General features: G+C 51.9%; 15 protein-coding genes and 1 pseudogene. 6 read left to right on the forward strand and 10 right to left on the reverse strand.

All coding sequences use genetic code 11. The annotated features are described in order from the left end of the window. The first annotated feature begins 148 nt into the window (after positions 1 to 148). Positions 149 to 766: a TetR/AcrR family transcriptional regulator gene (locus CWC46_RS17480; RefSeq protein ID WP_021015260.1), complete on the forward strand. Its 618-nt coding sequence runs from the start codon at positions 149 to 151 to the stop codon at positions 764 to 766. A gap of 1,039 nt (positions 767 to 1,805) precedes the next feature. Here CWC46_RS17480 and CWC46_RS17490 read toward each other — a convergent pair. The 4 genes from CWC46_RS17490 to CWC46_RS17505 form a co-directional block, all read right to left on the reverse strand. Further along, a complete protein-coding gene (locus CWC46_RS17490) occupies positions 1,806 to 4,916 on the reverse strand; it encodes an autotransporter domain-containing protein (protein ID WP_021015259.1) in 3,111 nt (1,036 codons plus the stop codon). 209 nt (positions 4,917 to 5,125) lie between these two features. Beyond that, positions 5,126 to 5,806, reverse strand: coding sequence for an HAD-IA family hydrolase (locus CWC46_RS17495; RefSeq protein ID WP_021015258.1), 681 nt, complete (start codon positions 5,804 to 5,806; stop codon positions 5,126 to 5,128). Positions 5,807 to 5,817: 11 nt separating this feature from the next. Continuing rightward, positions 5,818 to 6,201, reverse strand: coding sequence for a RidA family protein (locus CWC46_RS17500; protein WP_021015257.1), 384 nt, complete (start codon positions 6,199 to 6,201; stop codon positions 5,818 to 5,820). Positions 6,202 to 6,253: 52 nt separating this feature from the next. Then, positions 6,254 to 7,378: an alanine racemase gene (locus CWC46_RS17505; RefSeq protein WP_021015256.1), complete on the reverse strand. Its 1,125-nt coding sequence runs from the start codon at positions 7,376 to 7,378 to the stop codon at positions 6,254 to 6,256. 87 nt (positions 7,379 to 7,465) lie between these two features. Between CWC46_RS17505 and CWC46_RS17510 the strand changes: the two genes are divergently transcribed. Further along, a complete protein-coding gene (locus tag CWC46_RS17510) occupies positions 7,466 to 8,371 on the forward strand; it encodes a LysR family transcriptional regulator (RefSeq protein WP_021015255.1) in 906 nt (301 codons plus the stop codon). Between the two features lie 43 nt (positions 8,372 to 8,414). On the opposite strand, the pseudogene CWC46_RS23345 reads toward CWC46_RS17510, so the two are convergent. The 4 genes and pseudogenes from CWC46_RS23345 to CWC46_RS17530 all read right to left on the reverse strand — a co-directional run. After that, positions 8,415 to 8,625 (reverse strand): annotated as a pseudogene (locus tag CWC46_RS23345) (Bcr/CflA family drug resistance efflux transporter); the annotation flags it as partial. A 235-nt stretch (positions 8,626 to 8,860) separates the two neighbouring features. After that, the gene (locus tag CWC46_RS17520) at positions 8,861 to 11,950 is read right to left on the reverse strand and encodes an efflux RND transporter permease subunit (protein WP_021015254.1); all 3,090 of its coding nucleotides are present in this window, start codon (positions 11,948 to 11,950) and stop codon (positions 8,861 to 8,863) included. Continuing rightward, a complete protein-coding gene (locus tag CWC46_RS17525; protein ID WP_021015253.1) occupies positions 11,947 to 13,059 on the reverse strand; it encodes an efflux RND transporter periplasmic adaptor subunit in 1,113 nt (370 codons plus the stop codon). The genes CWC46_RS17520 and CWC46_RS17525 overlap by 4 nt, the downstream gene beginning before the upstream one ends. Positions 13,060 to 13,136: 77 nt before the next feature. Further along, positions 13,137 to 13,751 (reverse strand): TetR/AcrR family transcriptional regulator, encoded by a 615-nt coding sequence (locus CWC46_RS17530; protein WP_021015252.1) that lies wholly within the window; start codon positions 13,749 to 13,751, stop codon positions 13,137 to 13,139. Positions 13,752 to 13,840: 89 nt separating this feature from the next. Here CWC46_RS17530 and CWC46_RS17535 point away from each other — a divergent pair, with 89 nt between their 5' ends. From CWC46_RS17535 to CWC46_RS17540, 3 genes are all read left to right on the forward strand, one after another. Beyond that, positions 13,841 to 15,292, forward strand: coding sequence for an efflux transporter outer membrane subunit (locus CWC46_RS17535; protein WP_021015251.1), 1,452 nt, complete (start codon positions 13,841 to 13,843; stop codon positions 15,290 to 15,292). 141 nt (positions 15,293 to 15,433) lie between these two features. Further along, entirely contained in the window at positions 15,434 to 15,586 is a 153-nt protein-coding gene (locus CWC46_RS22940; RefSeq protein ID WP_021015249.1) for a hypothetical protein, read from the forward strand. Between the two features lie 144 nt (positions 15,587 to 15,730). Next, complete coding sequence (locus tag CWC46_RS17540; protein WP_157831387.1) at positions 15,731 to 16,006, forward strand: hypothetical protein; 276 nt, start codon at positions 15,731 to 15,733, stop codon at positions 16,004 to 16,006. Between the two features lie 412 nt (positions 16,007 to 16,418). Here the strand turns inward: CWC46_RS17540 and CWC46_RS17545 are convergent, their stop codons facing one another. Next, a complete protein-coding gene (locus tag CWC46_RS17545; protein WP_021015247.1) occupies positions 16,419 to 17,156 on the reverse strand; it encodes an SDR family oxidoreductase in 738 nt (245 codons plus the stop codon). A gap of 512 nt (positions 17,157 to 17,668) precedes the next feature. Here CWC46_RS17545 and CWC46_RS17550 point away from each other — a divergent pair. Further along, complete coding sequence (locus tag CWC46_RS17550) at positions 17,669 to 18,277, forward strand: ATP-dependent Clp protease proteolytic subunit (RefSeq protein WP_021015246.1); 609 nt, start codon at positions 17,669 to 17,671, stop codon at positions 18,275 to 18,277. Positions 18,278 to 18,390: 113 nt separating this feature from the next. Here CWC46_RS17550 and CWC46_RS17555 read toward each other — a convergent pair whose 3' ends face one another. After that, entirely contained in the window at positions 18,391 to 19,143 is a 753-nt protein-coding gene (locus tag CWC46_RS17555) for a helix-turn-helix transcriptional regulator (RefSeq protein WP_021015245.1), read from the reverse strand. Between the last annotated feature and the right edge of the window lie 451 nt (positions 19,144 to 19,594).

The following is a 19,594-nucleotide window of genomic DNA, read 5'->3' on the forward strand; positions in this document are numbered from 1 at the left end:
TAATCGTCTGCATAACTTAAGACTGATTTAAACAACTTCGATTTCAGTACCAAGACCCTAACGGTATTTGCGAATATGCAGAACTGTGACATGATCCTGACAGGATAAAATCGAGGCCCGGCCACGGCTAATCTAAGGAGTTTTCCACATGTTAAATAAGATGACGCGGGCTCAACAAAAAGCGCAGCGCCCTCAGGAAATTATGGAGGCGGCTTTTGAGGAGTTCGCCATTAAGGGCTATGCCGCCGCCAGGCTTGATGATATTGCCCGGCGTCTGGGCATCAGTAAGGGCACAATCTATCTGTACTTTCCTACCAAAGAGGCCCTCTTCGAAGCGATGGCGCATCACCATTCCCAGCCATACCGGGATGTGTTAAGCATCGCTGAATCATTCAAAGGCACCTGTGCTGAACGCCTGCGTCAACTGCTTCTCTTTGCCTTTGAAAAAATATCTAAGGACAAAAAAATCCAGCAAATGCTGCGCTTGTCTTTGACTGAGGGTATACGTCTTCCAGAAATTGTTGATCGTCATTATGACGAATTCGTAGAGCCCCTCGTAGGAGCAATAGGCAAATTATTGAAAGAAGGGGTCGAAACAGGTGAGTTTCGTGATGGGCCTGCGTCTGGTACACCTGAGGTCATTATGAGTTCTATTTTGAATCTGATGGTATTGCATATAAACATTACCGGTCGCCGTCACCTTCAGAAGGAAATATTAATAGAAGCACATCTCGATCTCATGCTTAATGGGCTTGTAATCCGTTAACTGTAGAATAATTATTTGAATTGGCGAGCGTACTCAATCCTCGTCAGCTCTCCATTAAATAACTATTTCACTCACTAAATTAGGAAATTAAAAATAACTCTTGATAGAATTTTAATCTCAATGACATAAACTACTCATTATAATATCGATGCATAGTGAAATTGGATTGGTGGACAATATTTTAACCAAAATGGACTGCCCCCAAAACCGTGGACAGATCCTGTTCTCACGATAAGGCCCGTTCAAAGGCCTCGGGAGTCTCCACGATCCTAGGGGCAGTCCACTACCGCAAGATGCTTGCTTTGTTATTAGACAGGAAGAATTTCAGAAGCTCATCGCTTTATTGGCTAAAAAAACAGCAATCACCCTCAACATGAATATCAACTCCAATATCTTGTTTATTGTGGTTTGCTTATAAACATAACAAAGTAATAAGCCCATTAATTGGCCATCCTTATAAATCACTTTCAATATTTAAATAATGGGCTCCAATTGATGGTATGTAAGCGCAAGCTGTTTACTGTGATGGGCGCGCACAATCCGGGTAAAGAATCCTGCCTGGCGTTCGGCGTTTATCCTCGGGTGCCACTGCGCAGTCACCTGAAAAACATGACGTTGCACGCAAGCTGCTAGCATCCAGTATCTGCTCTTCCCTGCCCCCGAGAATCAGAAAAACGCTGTAAAAAACTCACCTTTAAACACATTGCTACCTCATGGCACATCAGCAGTCTCAGACCCTGGTCGGAAAACCACGCGGTTAAAATTCTTACCTGCCTGAAGCGTTACGCGTCCCTGACTTTGGCTCAGTGGACATCCACAGAGATCGAAACCCAACATCTGGCGCAGCTAAGATGCCCTTGAACGGCAAATGTGTCATAAGGAGCACAACAGCATACGTGCACAAAGTGAAACATCTGGAAGCACGGATGGAAATGATGCAGTGGTGATCGGTAATTCCCGCGTTATCCACGCAAGCTATTTTCCACAACGGCAGCCCGTCAAGGCGCCGCCCACCCGGTTCACACCCGCGCAGACAGGGTCAGAAATGGATGGTCAAAACGGCTTTTACATTGTGATCCGTCGCATTGTTGGCGATTTGCGCGGCATAGTTTATCCCGACACTGACGCGTTTGCCGATCACCACTTCAGCGCCACCGCTCAGGATTGCCACATGACGGGCCAACGGCGCGCCTACGAGCGTAAAATCATCGCCGCCGGTAAAAGCTTCACGACTGTCGATATCGGTATTGCCCAGCGCATTGCGCCAGCCGAGAGTGGCATAGGGCAAAACCTGCACCTGTCCCAACAGGAAAGACGACGCAAGATGTACCCCGATCGTACTGAAGCTGACGTCGTTATTCTGCCGCCGGGCGTTAAGTGCGGCGGCGCTGCCACTTTCGCTGAATCCACCGGTACGCAAATGGGTGTGATCCACACCAACAAAGGGCTGCACAAAGGTCGAACCAGAACCGATATCGTAGCCCAGCTCGGCGAAAGCCTGCATGCTGGCGGCACGGTAGTCAGAGTCAAGATGTTCCGGCACGCCGGTGTAATTGACCATACGGCTGGCATTAATATCATGTCGACCGTACGTCGCGCCGGTTTTCAGGCTAAACGCGCCCCACTGGGCATCGCTGTATAACCCAACATGAATATTATTACTGTCGGAGGAACCGCTGCGACCATCGATATTAGCTGAACTCCTGCCGCCTCCTAGCAGACCGCCCAGTCGCCAGACACTATTTACCGGCATATCGGCGCCGACCAGCACGGCATGGGCATCGGTATTCAAACGTCCTGTCGCTGCCGTACTGCCGATATGGCCAGAACCGTCCGGCACCTGTAGCCACACCGTACTGTCCTGTCCAAGATCGGCCTGTTGCCGATCCTGTGCTTCAGGGGCGAGCCGGTCATGGCTTTTAGCGTGCATCTGAGCCGACCAGAGACGATCACGCATGGCGTTGGTCACGGTCTGATCGAGCTGGATCAGCGCACTGTTGGTCGAGGCATGGATCTCATCCGTCAGGGAGGAGAACACGTCCCTGGCACCAGCGGTGTCGGATAACGCAACCTGATTCCACAAGCTGTTGCCGACCCCCAGACTTTCTATCCCCTGAGCAGTGGAGCGCTGATTTGGATTGGTCACCACATCAGCGAACGCGGTGTTGTTGCGCACCAGATTCAGCGCAATGTCTTGCGCGCCGTATTGCACCACGAGATTCAGAAAGACGGTATTGAACAGCACAGGACTGGCGAAGACACCGCTTACCCCACCCGCAGCACGTAAGATCTGTAATTGTGCCAGCGGATCCAGTAACTGGCTCACATCAAGGCTGAGTTGCGCGCCGTTGATGTTGGCCACCCCCGCCACGTTGACGCGGTCCGCAACGCCTGCCGGCGTGACCTGAACCTGATAAATCGACCCCGCGTCCAGATTCAGATCACCATTAACAGTAAGCAACCCGACCGAATTACCGGGCGCCAGGATGCCGCCGCTCTCGATATGTGTGCTGCCGACCGTGCCGTTGCCACCCAGGGTAGCACCCGAATTGACCGTTACGGCAGACCTGGCCAGGCTGCCGTTGACTGCAAGCCGCCCTTGTCGTACCTGTGTAATCCCCGTAAACCCGCTGTCCGCGGTGAGATTCAGCGAACCGACGCCAGTCTTGATCAGCGCTCCCTGCCCGGCCAGGATATTATCCATGCTGCCGTCGACTGATTGGTCGAGCTTTAAGGTCCCGTTATCGCCGATGGTAATAGTGCCGCTGCCAAAAGCCAGAGCGTAGCCGGTTAAAGTACCGCCTTCGACGACCGTGCCGCCGGAATAAGTGTTGTCGCCGCTGAGTATCAGCTCGCCGGTCCCTTGTTTTACCAGCCCACCGCTGCCACTAATGTCGTTACGCCAGGCATCCCTGGCATTAAATCCACCCTGTTCGGCACGCATATCAACGGTTACCGTATTATTAAACGCCCCATAGCCGTCGCCAGCGGCGAACAGGTTGAGCCGGCCGTAGCCGCCACTTTCATCAATCACGACATAACCTGAGGAGATCTCGGTACTGGCCAATATATCGCGGCGCTGGGCGGCCCCCAAATAAGGGAAACGCGTTTCCAGCAACACTTCAGCGTTTAACGGTACCACCGGTGCCAGGTTGGTGGGGCCGATCGGCGTAAAACCATAGGTCATGCGGTCGGTATACGTCGCTTTATCCTGTGAATGGGCGGAAAAACGATCGGTGGCGGGATCAACCCGCTCTACGCAGTTATTGATATCGCCGCCGCATTGGCTAGTGAAATACGCCAGCGCCTGCGCTCGGGAATCAGCTTTCAACTGGGTGTTATCTGAATTACTGAGGTTGTCGATCGCGAAATAGGTGGCGGTAATGCGTCCGCCTATCACATCCAGTGGCGAGTGCATGCCGGCTTCAATACGGTTGTCGCCTAATTGAGAGGCCCGCAGCAGCAGACTGTCGAAGCGCTCGGGGATGGCATAGGCCAGCGCGATGGACGAAAGATAGGCGGCATTGGTGTGGCCGCTGGGGAAACCCGAATCCGATGCTGGCGTGGTGCTGCGCTCGGGTTTCAGAGAGTCAGCGACAATGTCTTCGTCCGTCTGCCGCCAAGGACGGGGATACAGATAATGGTTTTTGGCTGGCGTGGTAGAGGCGTCGTTGCGCAGCGCCAAAACCAGCCGCACCACGTTGCCTAACGCCGAGTCGCTATTTCCCGCGCCATTTCCGGCATCGTTGTATTGCACGGTTTTGGTGGTGTCATCAAAGACCGGGATAGTGGTAAAGGCACCGGAACCGGCCAGATAACCGTTGGTCAGCGAACCCAGCCCGTTGATAACGCTATAGCTCTGGTTACGCCGGTCGTCATAATAGGCTGCGATTTCCTGCTGTTCGGTGCGGGTGTGAGCACGATCGATGACATATTGAATATTATAGGCCAACAGCGGCGCACCCAACGCCGTTGGCGTGCCGGTATTCCAGGTCGCACCGGTGTTCCACAGTTTACTGAAACCCGAAAGGAGATCGACCCCGTTAATCGCATTATTACCGGCGCGGCTTGCGCTATGCGCCGGAATGGCGCCCAAGGCAACCGCGACGGCAACAAACGTGGCGGGACGCATACATCGTGGTATTTCCATTGTTACTTCATCCTTTAAGCATAACAACGTGAATAATGCGTAAAGAATGAGTAAATAATGGGTAATTTTAATTACGCCTTGATTACTTTTTGCCTATTTGATTGTGACACGCGGGCACTGTGAATAAGCAGACCCGGGAAATGGATGGTTGATAAATACACTTGCTCATATTTCAGTTCCCAACATCGAAAGCCGCCAGGCATCTTCCTTCATGTTCCTGCCGAAATATCCGACAAGTCTGCCGCCAAGCGGTCTAATGTTGGTCTTATGATCAGAGGCGCTGGGGCACCCTCAGGTGCCGTCAGACCAATGCGGTTGTGCCATATAGTCGGCAACCCTACCTTCGCGGTGCCAAACAGGTCATAAGCGGAACCGGCTACGAACACTGCATTGGCTGGTGCGATGCTTAACATTTCCAGCGCCATGCGATAAGGTACTGGGTTCGGTTTGTAGAACCCCGCTTTTTCCGATGTGATGACAACATCAAATGGCACCCCCATCAGGTCTGCGGCGATACGGCCCAGTCTCTCCGAGCAGTTGGTCACGATGCCCAGCTTATAGCGCGGCTTGAGTGCCGCCAATACCATACTGGCCTCGGCCCATGGCTGTAACTCGCTCCAGCGTGCTTCCAGGTTTGCTGCCGCCTCGCTACCAAGCCCGACGTCAATCGCTGCCTCTTCGACCAACTTTTCATAGGGCCGATAACTGCCGCAGCCATAAGTAGCTTTCAGATACGCCATGCGCCATGTTTTCCCCATGTGATCGGAACCAGCTACTGAACTCCACAGCGTCCACGAGTCCAGCAAAGCAGTCAGCAGATCGAACAGCACCAGCTCGACTGGCGCTGCGGGTTGGTGAGGTCGTAGGGTAGTGGATAAGTTTGGCGTCATTGCAGGGATTCCTATACATAGGTGAAGAGTTCAGCGACAGCGGTTATTTCTACCAACGCACCGTAATGAAGTTGGCCGCAAGGAATGATTGTGCGAGCCGGCCGATGAGCACTCAGCAGTTCCGCATAATGCGTATTCACAGTTTGCCAATGCTCGACATCAGAGATAAAGATCTGCACGTTTACCAGATTTGCCAGTGTTGCATCAGCAACATGGAGCACCGTCTCGACATTTTTCATAGCTTGCACGAACTGGGCTTCAATGCCATCGGGAAAAGTGCCCGTTCTTTGATTGAATGGCAGTTGCCCGGATACGAACAGCAAGTTCCCCGAAAGCACACCCTGAGAGTAATGACCCCCCGGCGGAGGCAACTGTTGTGATGTGATAATTTTCATGGATATTCTCCGTTCTGGCGCTGGTTAAGGGATTAATAGCCGAAGACGCTATTTACCAACCCGAGATGCGTGGCCAGTAATCAAGGTGGCGCCCTTCAGTCAAGACGTGATAGCCGGCGTGCTGAGCGGCAGTAGCGCACGCATGATTGGGCAAAATCCGCAGTTGAGTGCCTATCGGCAGCACTGGGACAGATTCAAGGCGTCCCGAGCGCGAGGAGATGATTCCATGCTCCTGATTAGCCGCCGTAACGATCAGGTCGCCTATAGGCTGACCTGACAAGTCGCAGACAATACCGTACCCTTGATCCACGTATTGTTGGACAGTACCACGATCCCGAGACAACGCCATCCATCCAGCATCGACCATGGTCCAGCCTTTCTCAGTCTGATGACCAATGACCGTAGCCAGTACCGAGATAGCGATGTCCTGCACATTGCATACCCCAAGCCCAGCCATAACCAAGTCAAAGAACGCAAATACGCCGGCCCGAACTTCCGTGATACCGGACAGGTCGTGAGTAAACAGTGCGGTGGGAGTGGAACCTATGCTAATGATCGATAGTTCGAACCCTGCGTCGTTGAGCAAGCGTGCAGCCTCGATTACGGCGGCACGCTCTTGTAGTGCGTAAGCCTCGATATCAGCGATGGATCGGCTGTTGTACGAGTTTCCGGCGTGAGTCATAACACCGCTGACCCGGACCCCACTGTCACGAAACAAATTAGCGATCTCGACCAGTAATGTCGACTGCGGCACGATGCCCGAGCGATGCCCGTCGCAGTCGATCTCAAGAAGCACTTCGAAGGACTGCCCACGGCTGCGGGAAAAATCAGCCAACAGGCAGGCACATTCAAGATTATCAAGCACCAGCTTTAAATCCGCCCCGTTCTCAATTAAGCGGGCGGCATGAGCGAACTTATTGGGGGATATACCAACGCTGTACAAGATATCGGTGAAACCCGCAGCCAAAAAAAAGTCCGCCTCACGCAATGTAGAAACAGTGATAGGGCCTCGTCCGTCAGCAAACAAGCGCTTGGTGACCTCCAGACATTTATTGGTTTTGACATGTGGCCGCAGTGTTACGTTGAACTGCGTCAGCTTGTCACGCATGCGCAGAATATTGTTGTCCAGGCGGTCGCGGTCCAGTAACAGCGCGGGGGTATCGATTATTTCTGCCATTTGTAGTCTCCTGTAAAAGCGCTATTATAAATCACCAAAACCCCCATGAACTTTAATGTTCCTAATTCTATGATTCAGTAATTATTAATGACAGACTCATTTGAAATTCGTTTCTTGCTGGTCATTCGGGAAAGCAAAACCCTGCTAGAGGCATCACGTAAACTGAGGCTTACGCCTTCGGCGGTCACTCAGCGACTTCAACAGATGGAGAAAAAACTCGACGTCCGTCTGTTAGACCGGTCCGCGCGAGGGCTACGCTTTACCGACGAAGGCGAGTTGTTATGTGTTCGTGGGGCCGAGTTACTTCAACAGTTCGACGCGCTGATGGATGATTTGCACGAACGGCGAAGGGGTTTTGTCGGTAAGTTGAAAATCAACGCCCCCTTTGGCTTTGGCAGACAATACGTTGCGCCTGCTGTTGCAGCCTTCAAAAGTTTCCATCCAGAGGTTGAAATTTCCTTGTATCTGTCTGACCAGCCGATGGTTGAAACAAGCGACCGCTTCGATGTGGTGATCCATATTGGCCAGCTTGGCGCGTCCAATCTGGTGTGTCGTACTCTTGCGCCGAACCGCCGATTCATCTGCGCCTCGCCTGCTTTCATTGCACAACATGGTCTGCCCGATAGCCCCGGACAACTTGCCAATTACCCTTGTATAGCACTGCATGAGAACAATGAAGATGTAACCCTATGGCACCTTCGCCGGGGTCGGGAAACCCAAAGCATACGTATTAAACCTTCGCTCAGTAGCAATGACGGCAACGTTATCAGGCAATGGGGATGTGATGGGCAAGGTATTATCCTGCGCTCAGAGTGGGATGTTGCCGACGCGTTAAAAGACGGTAGTCTTGTGCGATTACTTCCCACCTGGAAGTTGCCGGATGCGGATATCGTGGCGCTGACCCATCAGCGGGAGGGACTACCGGAGCGAGTCCGCAACTTCATGCGTTTTTTGCAGGACACGTTCATGCCTGCCCCGCCTTGGCGCGCGTGACCGATTCTTTCGCATTAACTACCTATGGGGTTTAAGGTCCAGTAAAAAAACTGGAGAGAGTCAGGCCACGTTCGCGTGCTGACACCCCAAGCTGTTTTCCGATATCCGGAAACGCGGGAAGAATAATGTTGCTAGACAGTATGTCTAATGGCAGAAAGGCCAGCCAGTAACGCTACAATTTTACCTGTTAATCGCGAGCCATCGGAGGAATGGATTTTCACTCTGCCTTCAGTGGGGATGCTTTTCGTTTTCATGGTGAACGCTCAACGACAATGGCTGGCAGAAATACGCTGTTCATGCCCGGCGTCGCGGGTGCAAATATGCCGCCCCCCGTTACAACCGTTCGCTTTTGACCTTTAGATGCCATCATCAGGTTCCTTAATTTCTCAGTCAGCGCAGGAAAAACCACAGACCATCGCCGATGACAATGGTCTGTGGTGAGGCTAAACGGCAAAAACACTATTTAGCCATTCTCCCCCCCGACGATGCTTACACCGATGCCTGCCTTTCGTTCTGCGACTGATTGTCAGGACGTATCTTGAACCAGATGGCATACATTGCCGGCAGGAATACCAGCGTGATGATGGTGCCGCCAAACGTCCCGCCTATCAAGGTATAAGCCAGCGCTCCCCAGAACACCGAGTGCGTCAGCGGGATAAATGCCAGAATGGCGGCCATCGCAGTAAGCACTACCGGCCGGGCTCGCTGCACCGTCGCCTCTACCACCGCATGGAACGGCGCCAGCCCTTCCTGCTCGTTATGATGGATCTGTCCTATCAGGATTAAGGTGTTACGCATCAGGATACCCGACAGCGCAATCAACCCCACAAGAGCATTGATGCCAAAAGGCTGGTTGAAGATCAGCAGCGTTGGCACCACCCCAATCAATCCCAGAGGAGCAGTGAGAAATACCATCACCATCGCTGACATTGAACGCACTTGCAGGATGATGATAAGCAGCGTCATGCCAATCATGATGGGGAACAGCGGCGCCATCGCTTTAGTGGCTTTTCCTGACTCTTCAATCGAGCCAGCCTTCTCTATACGGTATCCGGCCGGAAGCGTGTCAATGACAGGTTGTAGTTTTTTCTGGATAGCCGTGGAAACATCCGGCGGTTGCAGATTTTCGGCGATATCCCCCCTTACGGTAATGGTTGGAGTTCGATCCCGACGGCGAAGCACAGGATCCTCCATACGCACCTCGACATCACCAACCTGCGACAGCGGAATGCGCTGACCCGCAGCACCCACTAATGTAAAGCCGCCTATTTTTGCTGGATCGAACCGGATATCCCCTGCCGCACGCCCCATGACCTGAACCGAGCGAATGTCTTCACGCACAGACGTAATCGGCACACCTGAGAGCAGAAACTGAAGTTGCTGAGCGACTGCACTTGATGTCAACCCTATCGCTTGCAGGCGGTCCTGATTGAGCGTGAAATGCAGCGTCGGCACCCGTGGCCCCCAGTCGGTATTGACGGTTCTCATCATCGGGCTGGCCTGCAAAACCGCCTCCACCCTGTCTGCAATCTCGCGCAGTTTGGTGGGATCCGGCCCCATAACACGCCAGGCCACCGGATAGGGGGAATATGGACCAAACACCAGTTGAGTCACGCGGACACGCGCTTCAGGGGCCAGCCCGTTGGCCACCGCCGCACGCAGTCGAAACTTAAGCGCCTCACGCGCTTGTGAGCTGTCCGTCAGCACAACAATCTTCGCAAACGACGGGTCTGGCAGCTCTGGCGCCATGGCCAGGAAAAAACGCGGCGGACCCTGCCCAATGTAAGACGTGACGATTTTTGTCTCTTTCTGCTTTTTCAGCCACTCTTCGACTTTCGCCGTTGCAGCGCTGGTCTGCTCAATCGAGGTGCCGTAAGGCATCTGGATTTCTACCAGCACCTCCGGGCGGTCGGAGGTGGGGAAAAATTGTTTCTTCACCAGCCCCATGCCGAGAATGGCGGCGGTAAACACGGCAATCACAGTGCCCGCCACTATCCATTTTCGCGCGATGACCCGGATCAGCAATCGACGAAAGCGATTGTAATGGCGAGTGTTATAGATAGCCGCGTGCCCACCCGCCACCGTTTTAATTTTCGGCAGCATTTTCACGCCCAGATAAGGTGTAAACGCCACCGCCACCACCCATGAAGCAATCAGGGCGATGCCCACAATCCAGAACATATTACTGGTATACTCACCAGCGGTGGATTGCGCAAAACCGTTGGGCATGAAGCCAACGGCTGTTACCAGCGTGCCAGCCAGCATTGGTGCAGCAGTGTGACTCCACGCATAGGCCGAGGCTTTGATACGGTCGTATCCCTCTTCCATTTTCACCACCATCATTTCGATGGCGATAATGGCATCATCCACCAGCAGACCCAGCGCCAGGATTAATGAACCCAGCGTAATACGATCGAAATTTTTGCCGGTCGCTTCCATCACCACAAAGACGATAGCCAGCGTCAACGGCACGGCAGCGGCCACCACCACTCCCACCCGCCAACCCATACTGACGAAACAGACCACCATCACCACGAGCAGCGCGACAAAGAATTTGATCATGAACTCGTCAACGGCTGAGCTAATATTGACTGACTGATCGGTGACCTTCGTTAATGTCATGCCCAGTGGCATGCCCTTATTGATCTTGGCTGTTTCCGCATCCAGTGCCTTACCCAGATCCAGGCCGTTCCAGCCCTCACGCATCACAACACCTAGTAACAATGCCGGTTCACCCTGGTTACGGACCAGGAAGGTCGCAGGATCCTCGTAGCCACGCTCAACGGTTGCCACGTCCGACAACTGCAATGTCCTACCCTGTACGACGATAGGCGTTTCGCGGATCTTCTCCAGTTTATCGAAGGCACCATCCAGACGGATAAAGACCCGAGGCCCTTTGGTGTCAATCGAGCCGGCTGGCGTCAGTACGTTCTGACTGTTCAGGGCGGCGAAAATATCTTGTGGAGAAATGCCCAGCGTTGCCAGCCGGTCATGCGAGAACGAGACAAAGATGCGTTCAGCCTGCTCCCCGATAATATTGACTTTCTTAACCCCCGGCACATGCAGAAGGCGCTGGCGCAACGATTCAGCATCGCGGACCAGCAGGCGCGGTGGCTCTCCTTTCGCCTTCAGTGCAAAAAGCGCAAAGGTGACATCGGAAAATTCATCATTGACCAGTGGCCCGATCACACCTGCCGGCAAGTTTTTCGCTTCATCGCCGAGTTTCTTGCGCGCCTGATAAAACGCTTCCTGCACCTGCGAAGGCGGCGTGCTGTCCTGCAATGACAACATGGTAAACGCCAGACCGGGGCGTGTGTAGGTCTCGCTTCGGTCGTACCATTTTAGCTCCTGCATACGCTTTTCCAGCGGTTCGGCAACCTGATCTTGCATTTCCTGCGCAGTGGCACCCGGCCAGGCAGAAATAATCGTCATCTGTTTGACCGTAAACGGCGGATCTTCTGCACGTCCCAGCTCAAGGAAGGAGAAAATACCGGCCACGGTAATCAGGATGATCAGGAATAAGGTAATCGAGCGCTCGCGGACGGCGATTGCAGAAAGATTGAATCGCCCGTTACTCATGGCCTGCTCCCAGCGACACTTATATCGCTTTGTTCATTTATTCGTACTTTCTCGCCGTCATGCAGTAAATGCGCTCCCAGGGCGACGACCTTCTCGCCGGCATTGAAGCCCCCAGTCACTCTTGCCGTATCGTCACCCAGGCCAAGTACCTGAACAGGCCGCCATGACACTTTTGCCGGGTGGCTTGAAATAGTCCAGACACCCGGCCCTTTACCCGGATCATAGATTGCAGCCAGAGGTACCTGAAGTACCTGCTGGCGGGTTGTTTTATCTTCTGCAATATGGAGCGTAACGGTTGAGCCAAGCGGTGCGCTTGCCAGCGCCCCTTCCAGAACATACCTCGCCTCGAAGGTGCGCGTCACAGGATCGGCCGCATCGGAGAGCAGGCGCAATTTCGCAGGAACTGACTGGTTTTCGATACCGTACAGCGTTGCCTGGGCCTCGCTGCCTACAACTGGTCGTAGCGTCTCGGGCAACTGAACGATGGCCTCGCGCTGCCCGGCTCTGGCTAACCGGACAACAGGCTGCCCGGCACTGACAACCTGGCCGGGTTCTGCCAGCGTATCCATTACCACGCCGTCGGCATCGGCTAGCAGTACGGCATAGCCCATGGCGTTTTGTGCCACATTCGCCTGCGCCTGAGCCGCACTGAGTTCAGCTTTGGCTGTATCAGCGGCGGCCTTTATCTGATCGTAGGCCGATGCAGATACTGCGCCTGCAGCGACCAGACCGCGATAACGCGCCTCGTCATCAGCTGTCTGTCTGGCGCGTGCCCGTGCAGCAACGACGGCCTGTTGCTGAGCTTGCGCCTTCAACCTCAGGTCAACGGGGTCCAGACGCATCAATGGCTGACCGCGTTTAACGGTCTGGCCAGTATCCACCAGACGTTCAAGGATTTTGCCTTGCACTCGAAAACCGAGGTTGCTCTGAATTCGTGCGACAACAACACCGGTGAATGCGCGAGAGGCATCGACAGCACTCACCACAGTTGCAGCCCTTACCAGTGGAGGTTGATTACGCGGATCGTCTACGCCGGAAGGGTCGCCGCAGGCCACAAGGGCAAGCGGCAACAGGCAAATAGCAAAAGTGGCAGGTTTGAGCCTGAGCATGGGTTTCCCTTATTTGATTTAACAGGACAGTAACCGCATTCTCAGACTAGTGACCAATAATGTCAATAGTCACAATCTCAGGGTGACAAACTTCTCAGTATCAGTGATGACAGTAGTGCAGCAGCTGACGATGCCGTCTCCAGGTTGTATTGCAGCTGAACTGGGCTGATATAAGGCCTCATGACCAGATATATCGCATGCGCCGCCTCATCCAGCGGCGTTTTTCGTTCAAATTCTCCCGTCTGCCGCCCTTCAAGAATGATTTGCTCAATGAGTTGTCGCAGGCGTTCTTCATGCGCCTCTGCTGAGGGCCACTTATCACGCGCAGCGACCGCAGCAATGTCGTAAAGCTTGCGATCGTGAAAAAACAAATCGCTACCGGCTTCAGTGAGCGCTCTGAATAAACGCCTCAATTTTTCGGAAGCCGTCGGCGCGTCTGCAATCGCTGAATTGACAATCGCCATGATCATCGCCAGCCGGTTGCTACAAATTACCTCGCCGATCGCCTGCTTGGAATCGAAAAATTTATAAATGTAAGCTTTTGAAAATCCTATTGATTTAGCCAAATCGGACACAGTAGTTTTCTCATATCCAAAATGCCCAAAATGCTCTGTGGCCGCTTCCACGACCTGATCACGGACACTGTGGTCCGATGGCCCCCGTGGGGGATGTACATTTATGTGTTTAGTCATTTTTCCAGCTTAGCTCAATGGGCCTTGATTGACAACGAGTGACCATTTGGTAATGTAGTCACACATCAAAATTGACTCAAGGAATATCAATGTCCCCCCTACGTACTCTTGCACTGGTGATAAGCACCGGCTTACTGGCGGGTTGCGCAGTCGGGCCGGATTATCATCGCCCTGATGCGCCACTTTCGGAACAGTACCAAGCGCAGTCTGCCGTCCAACGGAGAAGCGCATCCCGACCAGCCAGTTTTGCCGTCTGGTGGCAGGGCTTCAACGATCCTCTTTTAAGTAAGTTCGTTTCAGACGCGCTCGCGCAGAATCTCGATCTCGCCCAGGCAACCGCCCGGATGGCACAGGCCCGCTCCGGACTTGGTACGGCGACAGCTGCGCTGTTGCCATCGGGCAACATCAGTGGACAAGCCGCACGCGCGTATCAGTCGGTCGAAACCCCGCTTGGCCAGATTCTCAGCTCGACACCGGATTATAATCGCTACGGCAATGCTTATGAAACCGATCTGAACGCAAGCTGGGAGATTGATGTTTTCGGTGGTCTGCGACGCGGTCGCCAGGCTGCACTGGCTGACTATCAGGCTTCCGAGGCGGGTGTCGCCGCGACCCGCCTTGCCGTCGCTGCCCAAACTGCTGATAGCTATATCACCCTGCGCGGATTACAAGCCCGGCTGACGATTGCAAACCAGCAGGTCACTACACAGCAGGAGTTGCTGGAAAAGGTACAACTCCTCCACAGCAAAGGACTGGCTCCCGAGTATCAGGTTCGTCAGACCGAAGGAGCATTGGCGCAGGTTCAGGCAACCGTGCCGGTTCTCCAGACCGGGATTGATGCCGCCATGAATGCATTGGATGTTATGCTCGGCACGCCTCCCGGTACCCATCGCACTCAATTGGCTTCGTCAGGTGCCATTCCGCAGGCTCCGCAGATCACCTCAACAGGCACACCTGCCGACCTGCTGCGCCGCAGACCCGATATTATCGTGGCAGAGCGTCATCTCGCCGCGTCCAGCGCACGTATCGGCATGGCCGTCAGCGAGTATTATCCAACGTTTTCACTCAGTGCATTGCTTGGCAGCGCAACGGCAGTTGCAAGCGGCAACCTGTTCTCCAGTGGCGCCAGCCAGTCGTCAGGTGTACTGGGACTGCGCTGGCGACTCTTCGATTTCGGCCGTATCAACGCCCAAATCGATCAGGCGAAAGGCCAGGAGGCTGAAGCGCTCGCCGCTTACCGCCTGTCGGTGCTACGGGCGACAGAAGATGTTGAAAATGCCTTCTCTGCATTGGTCAATCGTGAAACACAGACAGCAACGCTGACCAGAGGTGAAACCGCCCTGGCCAGCGCCCGCCAGTCATCTTTTATCGCCTTCCAGCAAGGAACAGCAAGCTTGATTGACGTCCTGCACGACGATGAAACCCTATTGCAGGCTTCCGACGCCAGGACGCAGGCTCAGACAGAATCTGCACGCGCAGCTGTTGCGACATTCAGGGCGCTCGGCGGTGGCTGGCAGCCACCTGCAACAAGGACGCAATAAGATGCAGCGCACCTTCGCGAAGCGGAGTGCAAACACGACCACTGGGGTAGCCGTTGATAACACAACAGAACAGTACTGCCCCCAGTGTCAGCATAGTTGTCACCCCCTCTAAAAAATAAACCTGAGGGCAGGATGTGATAAATGAAACGTATTTCCCCAGAACGTAAAACCAGCGTGTTAGCGAAGTTGCTGCCGCCTTACAACATGACTGTCGCGGCAGTTGTGCAGAGGGAAGGGATATTATCATTGGAAACCAAGCCCAAACAGAGGGGAAACCGGTGTGTTGGCGGATAAAGGGGTTTATCTGGCGAGTGAATCAACCTTTTACCGGGTGTTGCGCCACCATGGAGAAGTTCACCACCGCGGTCGCCGTATCAGTATCAAGCCGAGTCGGATAAAGGCGCCGACCACGTTCACCGCCTCCGGGCCTTGCCAGGTGTGGACCTGGACATCACCTGGTTGCCTTCAGTGGTACATGGTCGTTGGTATTATTTGTATCCGGTGGAAGATGTGTTCAGCCGCTGGTGTTGCATGAACGGTGCGGCGATGAAATCGCAGACACTTCAGGTTAAGCTGACAGAGCTGAATATCTCGGCTTCGCACAGTCGACCCCGGGTGAGCAATGATAATGCGGATGTGGAGTCGTTGTTCCGCATACTGAAATATGTGCCAGCGTGGCCGTCGTCGGGATTTAAAACGCGGGAGGAAGCGTGAGTCTGGGTGGATAGGTTTACCGGTTGGTATAACGAAGAGCATCAGCACAGTGGGATAGGTTATGTGACGCCGTTACAGCGGCATACGGGTGAGGACAAGGTGTTGTTGACCCGTAACAACATCCAGATGCCCCTGCTCTGTGATGACCTGCGCAATAGCCGCATCAGCGGAATCCTGAGAAACACATCTAGCTCAGCTAGTATGTAATGATCTTTGGCGTAATCCAGCGTGCCAGTTACCTGCGGTGCATTACAGTCTGCGGTATTACGCATGCTGGCGTAAACGGTATGGCCTGCATGGGAAAATGCACGTGCAGACAATGGCCACTGGAAGCACCGGTAATCAGAATAACCTGCTTCATGAATTGACCCCTGAAGGACGGATAGTCTGGCTATCTGCTCAAATATGAAAATTAAGCGAAACCACCATTAACCCGAATAACCTGGGAGTTTACCCAGCCACCATCAGGACCAACCAGAGTAGCGACAACACTGGCGATTTCGTCTGGTGTCCCGATACGCTCCAGCGGAGCCATTTTTGCGATGGTATGGATTTGCTCTTCACTCTTGCCGTTGAAGAACAGATCTGTGCCGGTTGGCCCCGGTGCCACAGCGTTGACTGTGATGTTCCGACCTCGTAGTTCATTAGCCAGAACATGTACCAGACCTTCCACACCTGCTTTAGAAGCGATATATGGGCCATAAGCCGGGAAGGATTTCGCGATAACGCTGGTGGAAAGTACAACAATACGGCCACCATCGCTGATGTACTCTGCCGCGTTCGCCAGAATCAGGAAGGCACCACGCAGATTGGTGTGGATCACTTTATCGAAATCCGCCAGACCCGCCGTGGTGATTTTCGCCATCGGCATAATGCCGGCGCTGTGTACCACCACATCGAGCTGGCCGCTGATAGCTTTTACTTCTGCAAACAGGCGGCTCACATCGGCTTCGCTAGCAACATCTGCCTGAATAGCGATGGCTTTCCCACCCAGGGAAGTAATCGCCTGAACAGTTTCTCCCGCGCTTACGGCATTGCCTGCATAGTTTACGATAACGGTAAAGCCATCTTTTGCCAGACGTTCTGCAATCGCGCGGCCAATACCACGGGATGCACCGGTAACCAGCGCTATTTTGTTTGATGTGTTCATTGTTTCTCCCGATATTTTGTTGGGCACTATCAGTGCCGACTATGTTCGATATGTATACTAGTGTTTATATCAAAGAGATAAAGGGCACTAATTTGATATAATAATTCCATTATTATTAACAATAGAGAGCATCGCGCCACCAAAGCGCTAGAAAATCATCCTGAATGTCGCCTACTGGAGCACATCACTCGTCATGTGAGGCCGTCGCTGGACGGTCAGGCATACGAACATTGCACTCATATACTGTCTGAACTGGATGACGATCAGAACCGGCTGGGTGATTAACGGTTCCGGGATATTTTCCGAGGCATTGCTTGGACCACAGTCAAAATATTATCCAGCAAAGAAATAGCCTGCCTGCTGAATATTAATCGGAAGAATGAAGGGATATCTTTCTTCGGAGCCTGCCCGATAGCAATGAGATCATCCCCGCTCTGGAGTGATATTTTTACCGGGCAATGAGCGCTATACTGGCGTTGAACTTTATAGCTCGAGTAAAGGAGAGCCTGTCAATGTTGTTACCGATTCAGAAAGATGACGACGAAAAAAAGGAAACTGAGCAGAGCAATGCTTCATCGCTTATTCAGCAAAAAATGTTAGAGTCCCGCTCTATCATTATTTCAGGTGAAATCGATCAGAAGCTGACAGAAAAAGTGGTTTCACAGCTTCTGTTACTGCAAGGAATCAGTGCCGATCCGATCAAAATATACATCAATAGTCAAGGTGGACACGTTGAGGCCGCAGATACTATTCATGATATGATTAAATTCATCAAACCCGAGGTACATATTATCGGTACCGGTTGGGTTGCCAGCGCAGGGATTACTATTTTCCTCGCAGCAAAAAAAGAACACCGTTACTCCCTCACTAATACCCGTTTTATGATTCATCAGCCACTTGGTGGCGTCCGCGGCCCGGCCAGTGACATTGAAATTGAAGCCAAAGAGATCATTAGGATGCTGAACCGGGTCAACCAATTGATTGCTGATGCAACAGGACAACCGGTAGAGAAAGTAAAAAAAGATACGGATCGTAACTATTGGATGACACCGCAAGAAGCGATGGACTATGGGATTGTGGGTAAAGTATTGACTCGCTATGAAGATTTGAATCTGGACTAACCGCCCTACTCTTGCTTATTTTATCCCTGGCTCAAGGCCTTATGGCTTTGAGCTACATCATCCTCCCACTCACATGCCTCATCGTCATGAGTGCAGCGAATCAAGTGTTCGCATCATCCACCAGAAGTGGAAAGAATTGGCGTGATAAGCTGCAACTCAATACCGAGTCTAATCGCATGTTTAGCATTTATAGCGCCGATTTTTTTCACAGCATTACCAATATGAAACTTTACGGTACTCACTTTTATACCCAGGATCAGTGCAATTTCCTGATATGTTTTACCTACACTCGCCCAGTACAGGATTTCATTCTCTCGTTGAGAAAAGATCTCTTTATCATTTGACACTTTATTACTATTATTTTTGGTCATATCACGGTAAAGAGAAGTAATTTTCTCATGCGCTGTAATAAGCAACATTTGCAATTTATCTTTATTATTTTCGATCACTTCTTCAATATCACCAGTTTTAAACTTGTTCAGTAAAATAGACAGCATTGCCAAATTATTATTTTGATCATGAAGTACAAAGGTATATCCATTAACAATATTATATCTTTTTGAAAGATTAAATATTTCTGATAGTTTCAAACTTGAATTAATAAGAATGTTTTTCTCTAACCACAGAAAAGGAGAGACTTTATTTAGAGCGGTGAGAACGACGGGATCGATGTGTTGATAATTACCTTCTTTATATATTTCAAGCCATTCATCGGGGTAATTGGAAATTACCACTGTTTGTGTCAGATTTTTCTTATTCACGATCATATAAGCATATTTTATGTCACTATATTGATTTAATTCCTTATGAAAATAATTTTTCATTATGCTGCTTATAGTTTCGCTATCAAAAAATACCACTGACATTTAATTCCCCCAATACATAGCCAATGTCCCTATAAGGCTCAAAGCATAGTGTGAAACTATACTTAAGTCTAACTACTATCCCTTTATCGTCCCCTTTATACTCCTCGAACAATACTAATACGTCTAATAATGCTGTTCTGTTTTCTATTATGGCTAATACCAGGGAATACTACTGTAGTTATATATTTTAACCGCTGCACCCTCTTGCGCCCTTTTGAAAGGAGCGTAAGAGGGTGGTTCCAATAAATGTGTGATCCTGCTCACTAAAACCAATGCACAGATATTTTAATAATTCATCAAAATTTTTAAATGACTGATGAACTTATGTCAGCCGATTCTTAACTGATTTTTGATAGGCAATATTACATAACAACGTCGTTAAAACATCTAACGACAAGACTCGCTTCACGGCTCTTTAGCCAAATCATCAACGTATCGACTTCCCCAACCG

Origin of the sequence: Prodigiosinella confusarubida, from assembly GCF_002847015.1 — a bacterium.
GTDB classification, from domain to species: domain Bacteria; phylum Pseudomonadota; class Gammaproteobacteria; order Enterobacterales; family Enterobacteriaceae; genus Prodigiosinella; species Prodigiosinella aquatilis.

Bases quoted from the DNA above. Each gene is read 5' to 3' on its own strand.
- CWC46_RS17500 (WP_021015257.1), bottom strand. From the start codon at position 6,201: ATGAAAATTATCACATCACAACAGTTGCCTCCGCCGGGGGGTCATTAC.
- CWC46_RS17555 (WP_021015245.1), bottom strand. From the start codon at position 19,143: ATGTCAGTGGTATTTTTTGATAGCGAAACTATAAGCAGCATAATGAAA.
- CWC46_RS17550 (WP_021015246.1), top strand. From the start codon at position 17,669: ATGTTGTTACCGATTCAGAAAGATGACGACGAAAAAAAGGAAACTGAG.
- CWC46_RS17530 (WP_021015252.1), bottom strand. From the start codon at position 13,751: ATGACTAAACACATAAATGTACATCCCCCACGGGGGCCATCGGACCAC.
- CWC46_RS17505 (WP_021015256.1), bottom strand. From the start codon at position 7,378: ATGGCAGAAATAATCGATACCCCCGCGCTGTTACTGGACCGCGACCGC.
- CWC46_RS17520 (WP_021015254.1), bottom strand. From the start codon at position 11,950: ATGAGTAACGGGCGATTCAATCTTTCTGCAATCGCCGTCCGCGAGCGC.
- CWC46_RS17495 (WP_021015258.1), bottom strand. From the start codon at position 5,806: ATGACGCCAAACTTATCCACTACCCTACGACCTCACCAACCCGCAGCG.
- CWC46_RS17545 (WP_021015247.1), bottom strand. From the start codon at position 17,156: ATGAACACATCAAACAAAATAGCGCTGGTTACCGGTGCATCCCGTGGT.
- CWC46_RS17510 (WP_021015255.1), top strand. From the start codon at position 7,466: ATGACAGACTCATTTGAAATTCGTTTCTTGCTGGTCATTCGGGAAAGC.
- CWC46_RS17525 (WP_021015253.1), bottom strand. From the start codon at position 13,059: ATGCTCAGGCTCAAACCTGCCACTTTTGCTATTTGCCTGTTGCCGCTT.
- CWC46_RS17490 (WP_021015259.1), bottom strand. From the start codon at position 4,916: ATGGAAATACCACGATGTATGCGTCCCGCCACGTTTGTTGCCGTCGCG.
- CWC46_RS17480 (WP_021015260.1), top strand. From the start codon at position 149: ATGTTAAATAAGATGACGCGGGCTCAACAAAAAGCGCAGCGCCCTCAG.
- CWC46_RS17535 (WP_021015251.1), top strand. From the start codon at position 13,841: ATGTCCCCCCTACGTACTCTTGCACTGGTGATAAGCACCGGCTTACTG.
- CWC46_RS22940 (WP_021015249.1), top strand. From the start codon at position 15,434: ATGAAACGTATTTCCCCAGAACGTAAAACCAGCGTGTTAGCGAAGTTG.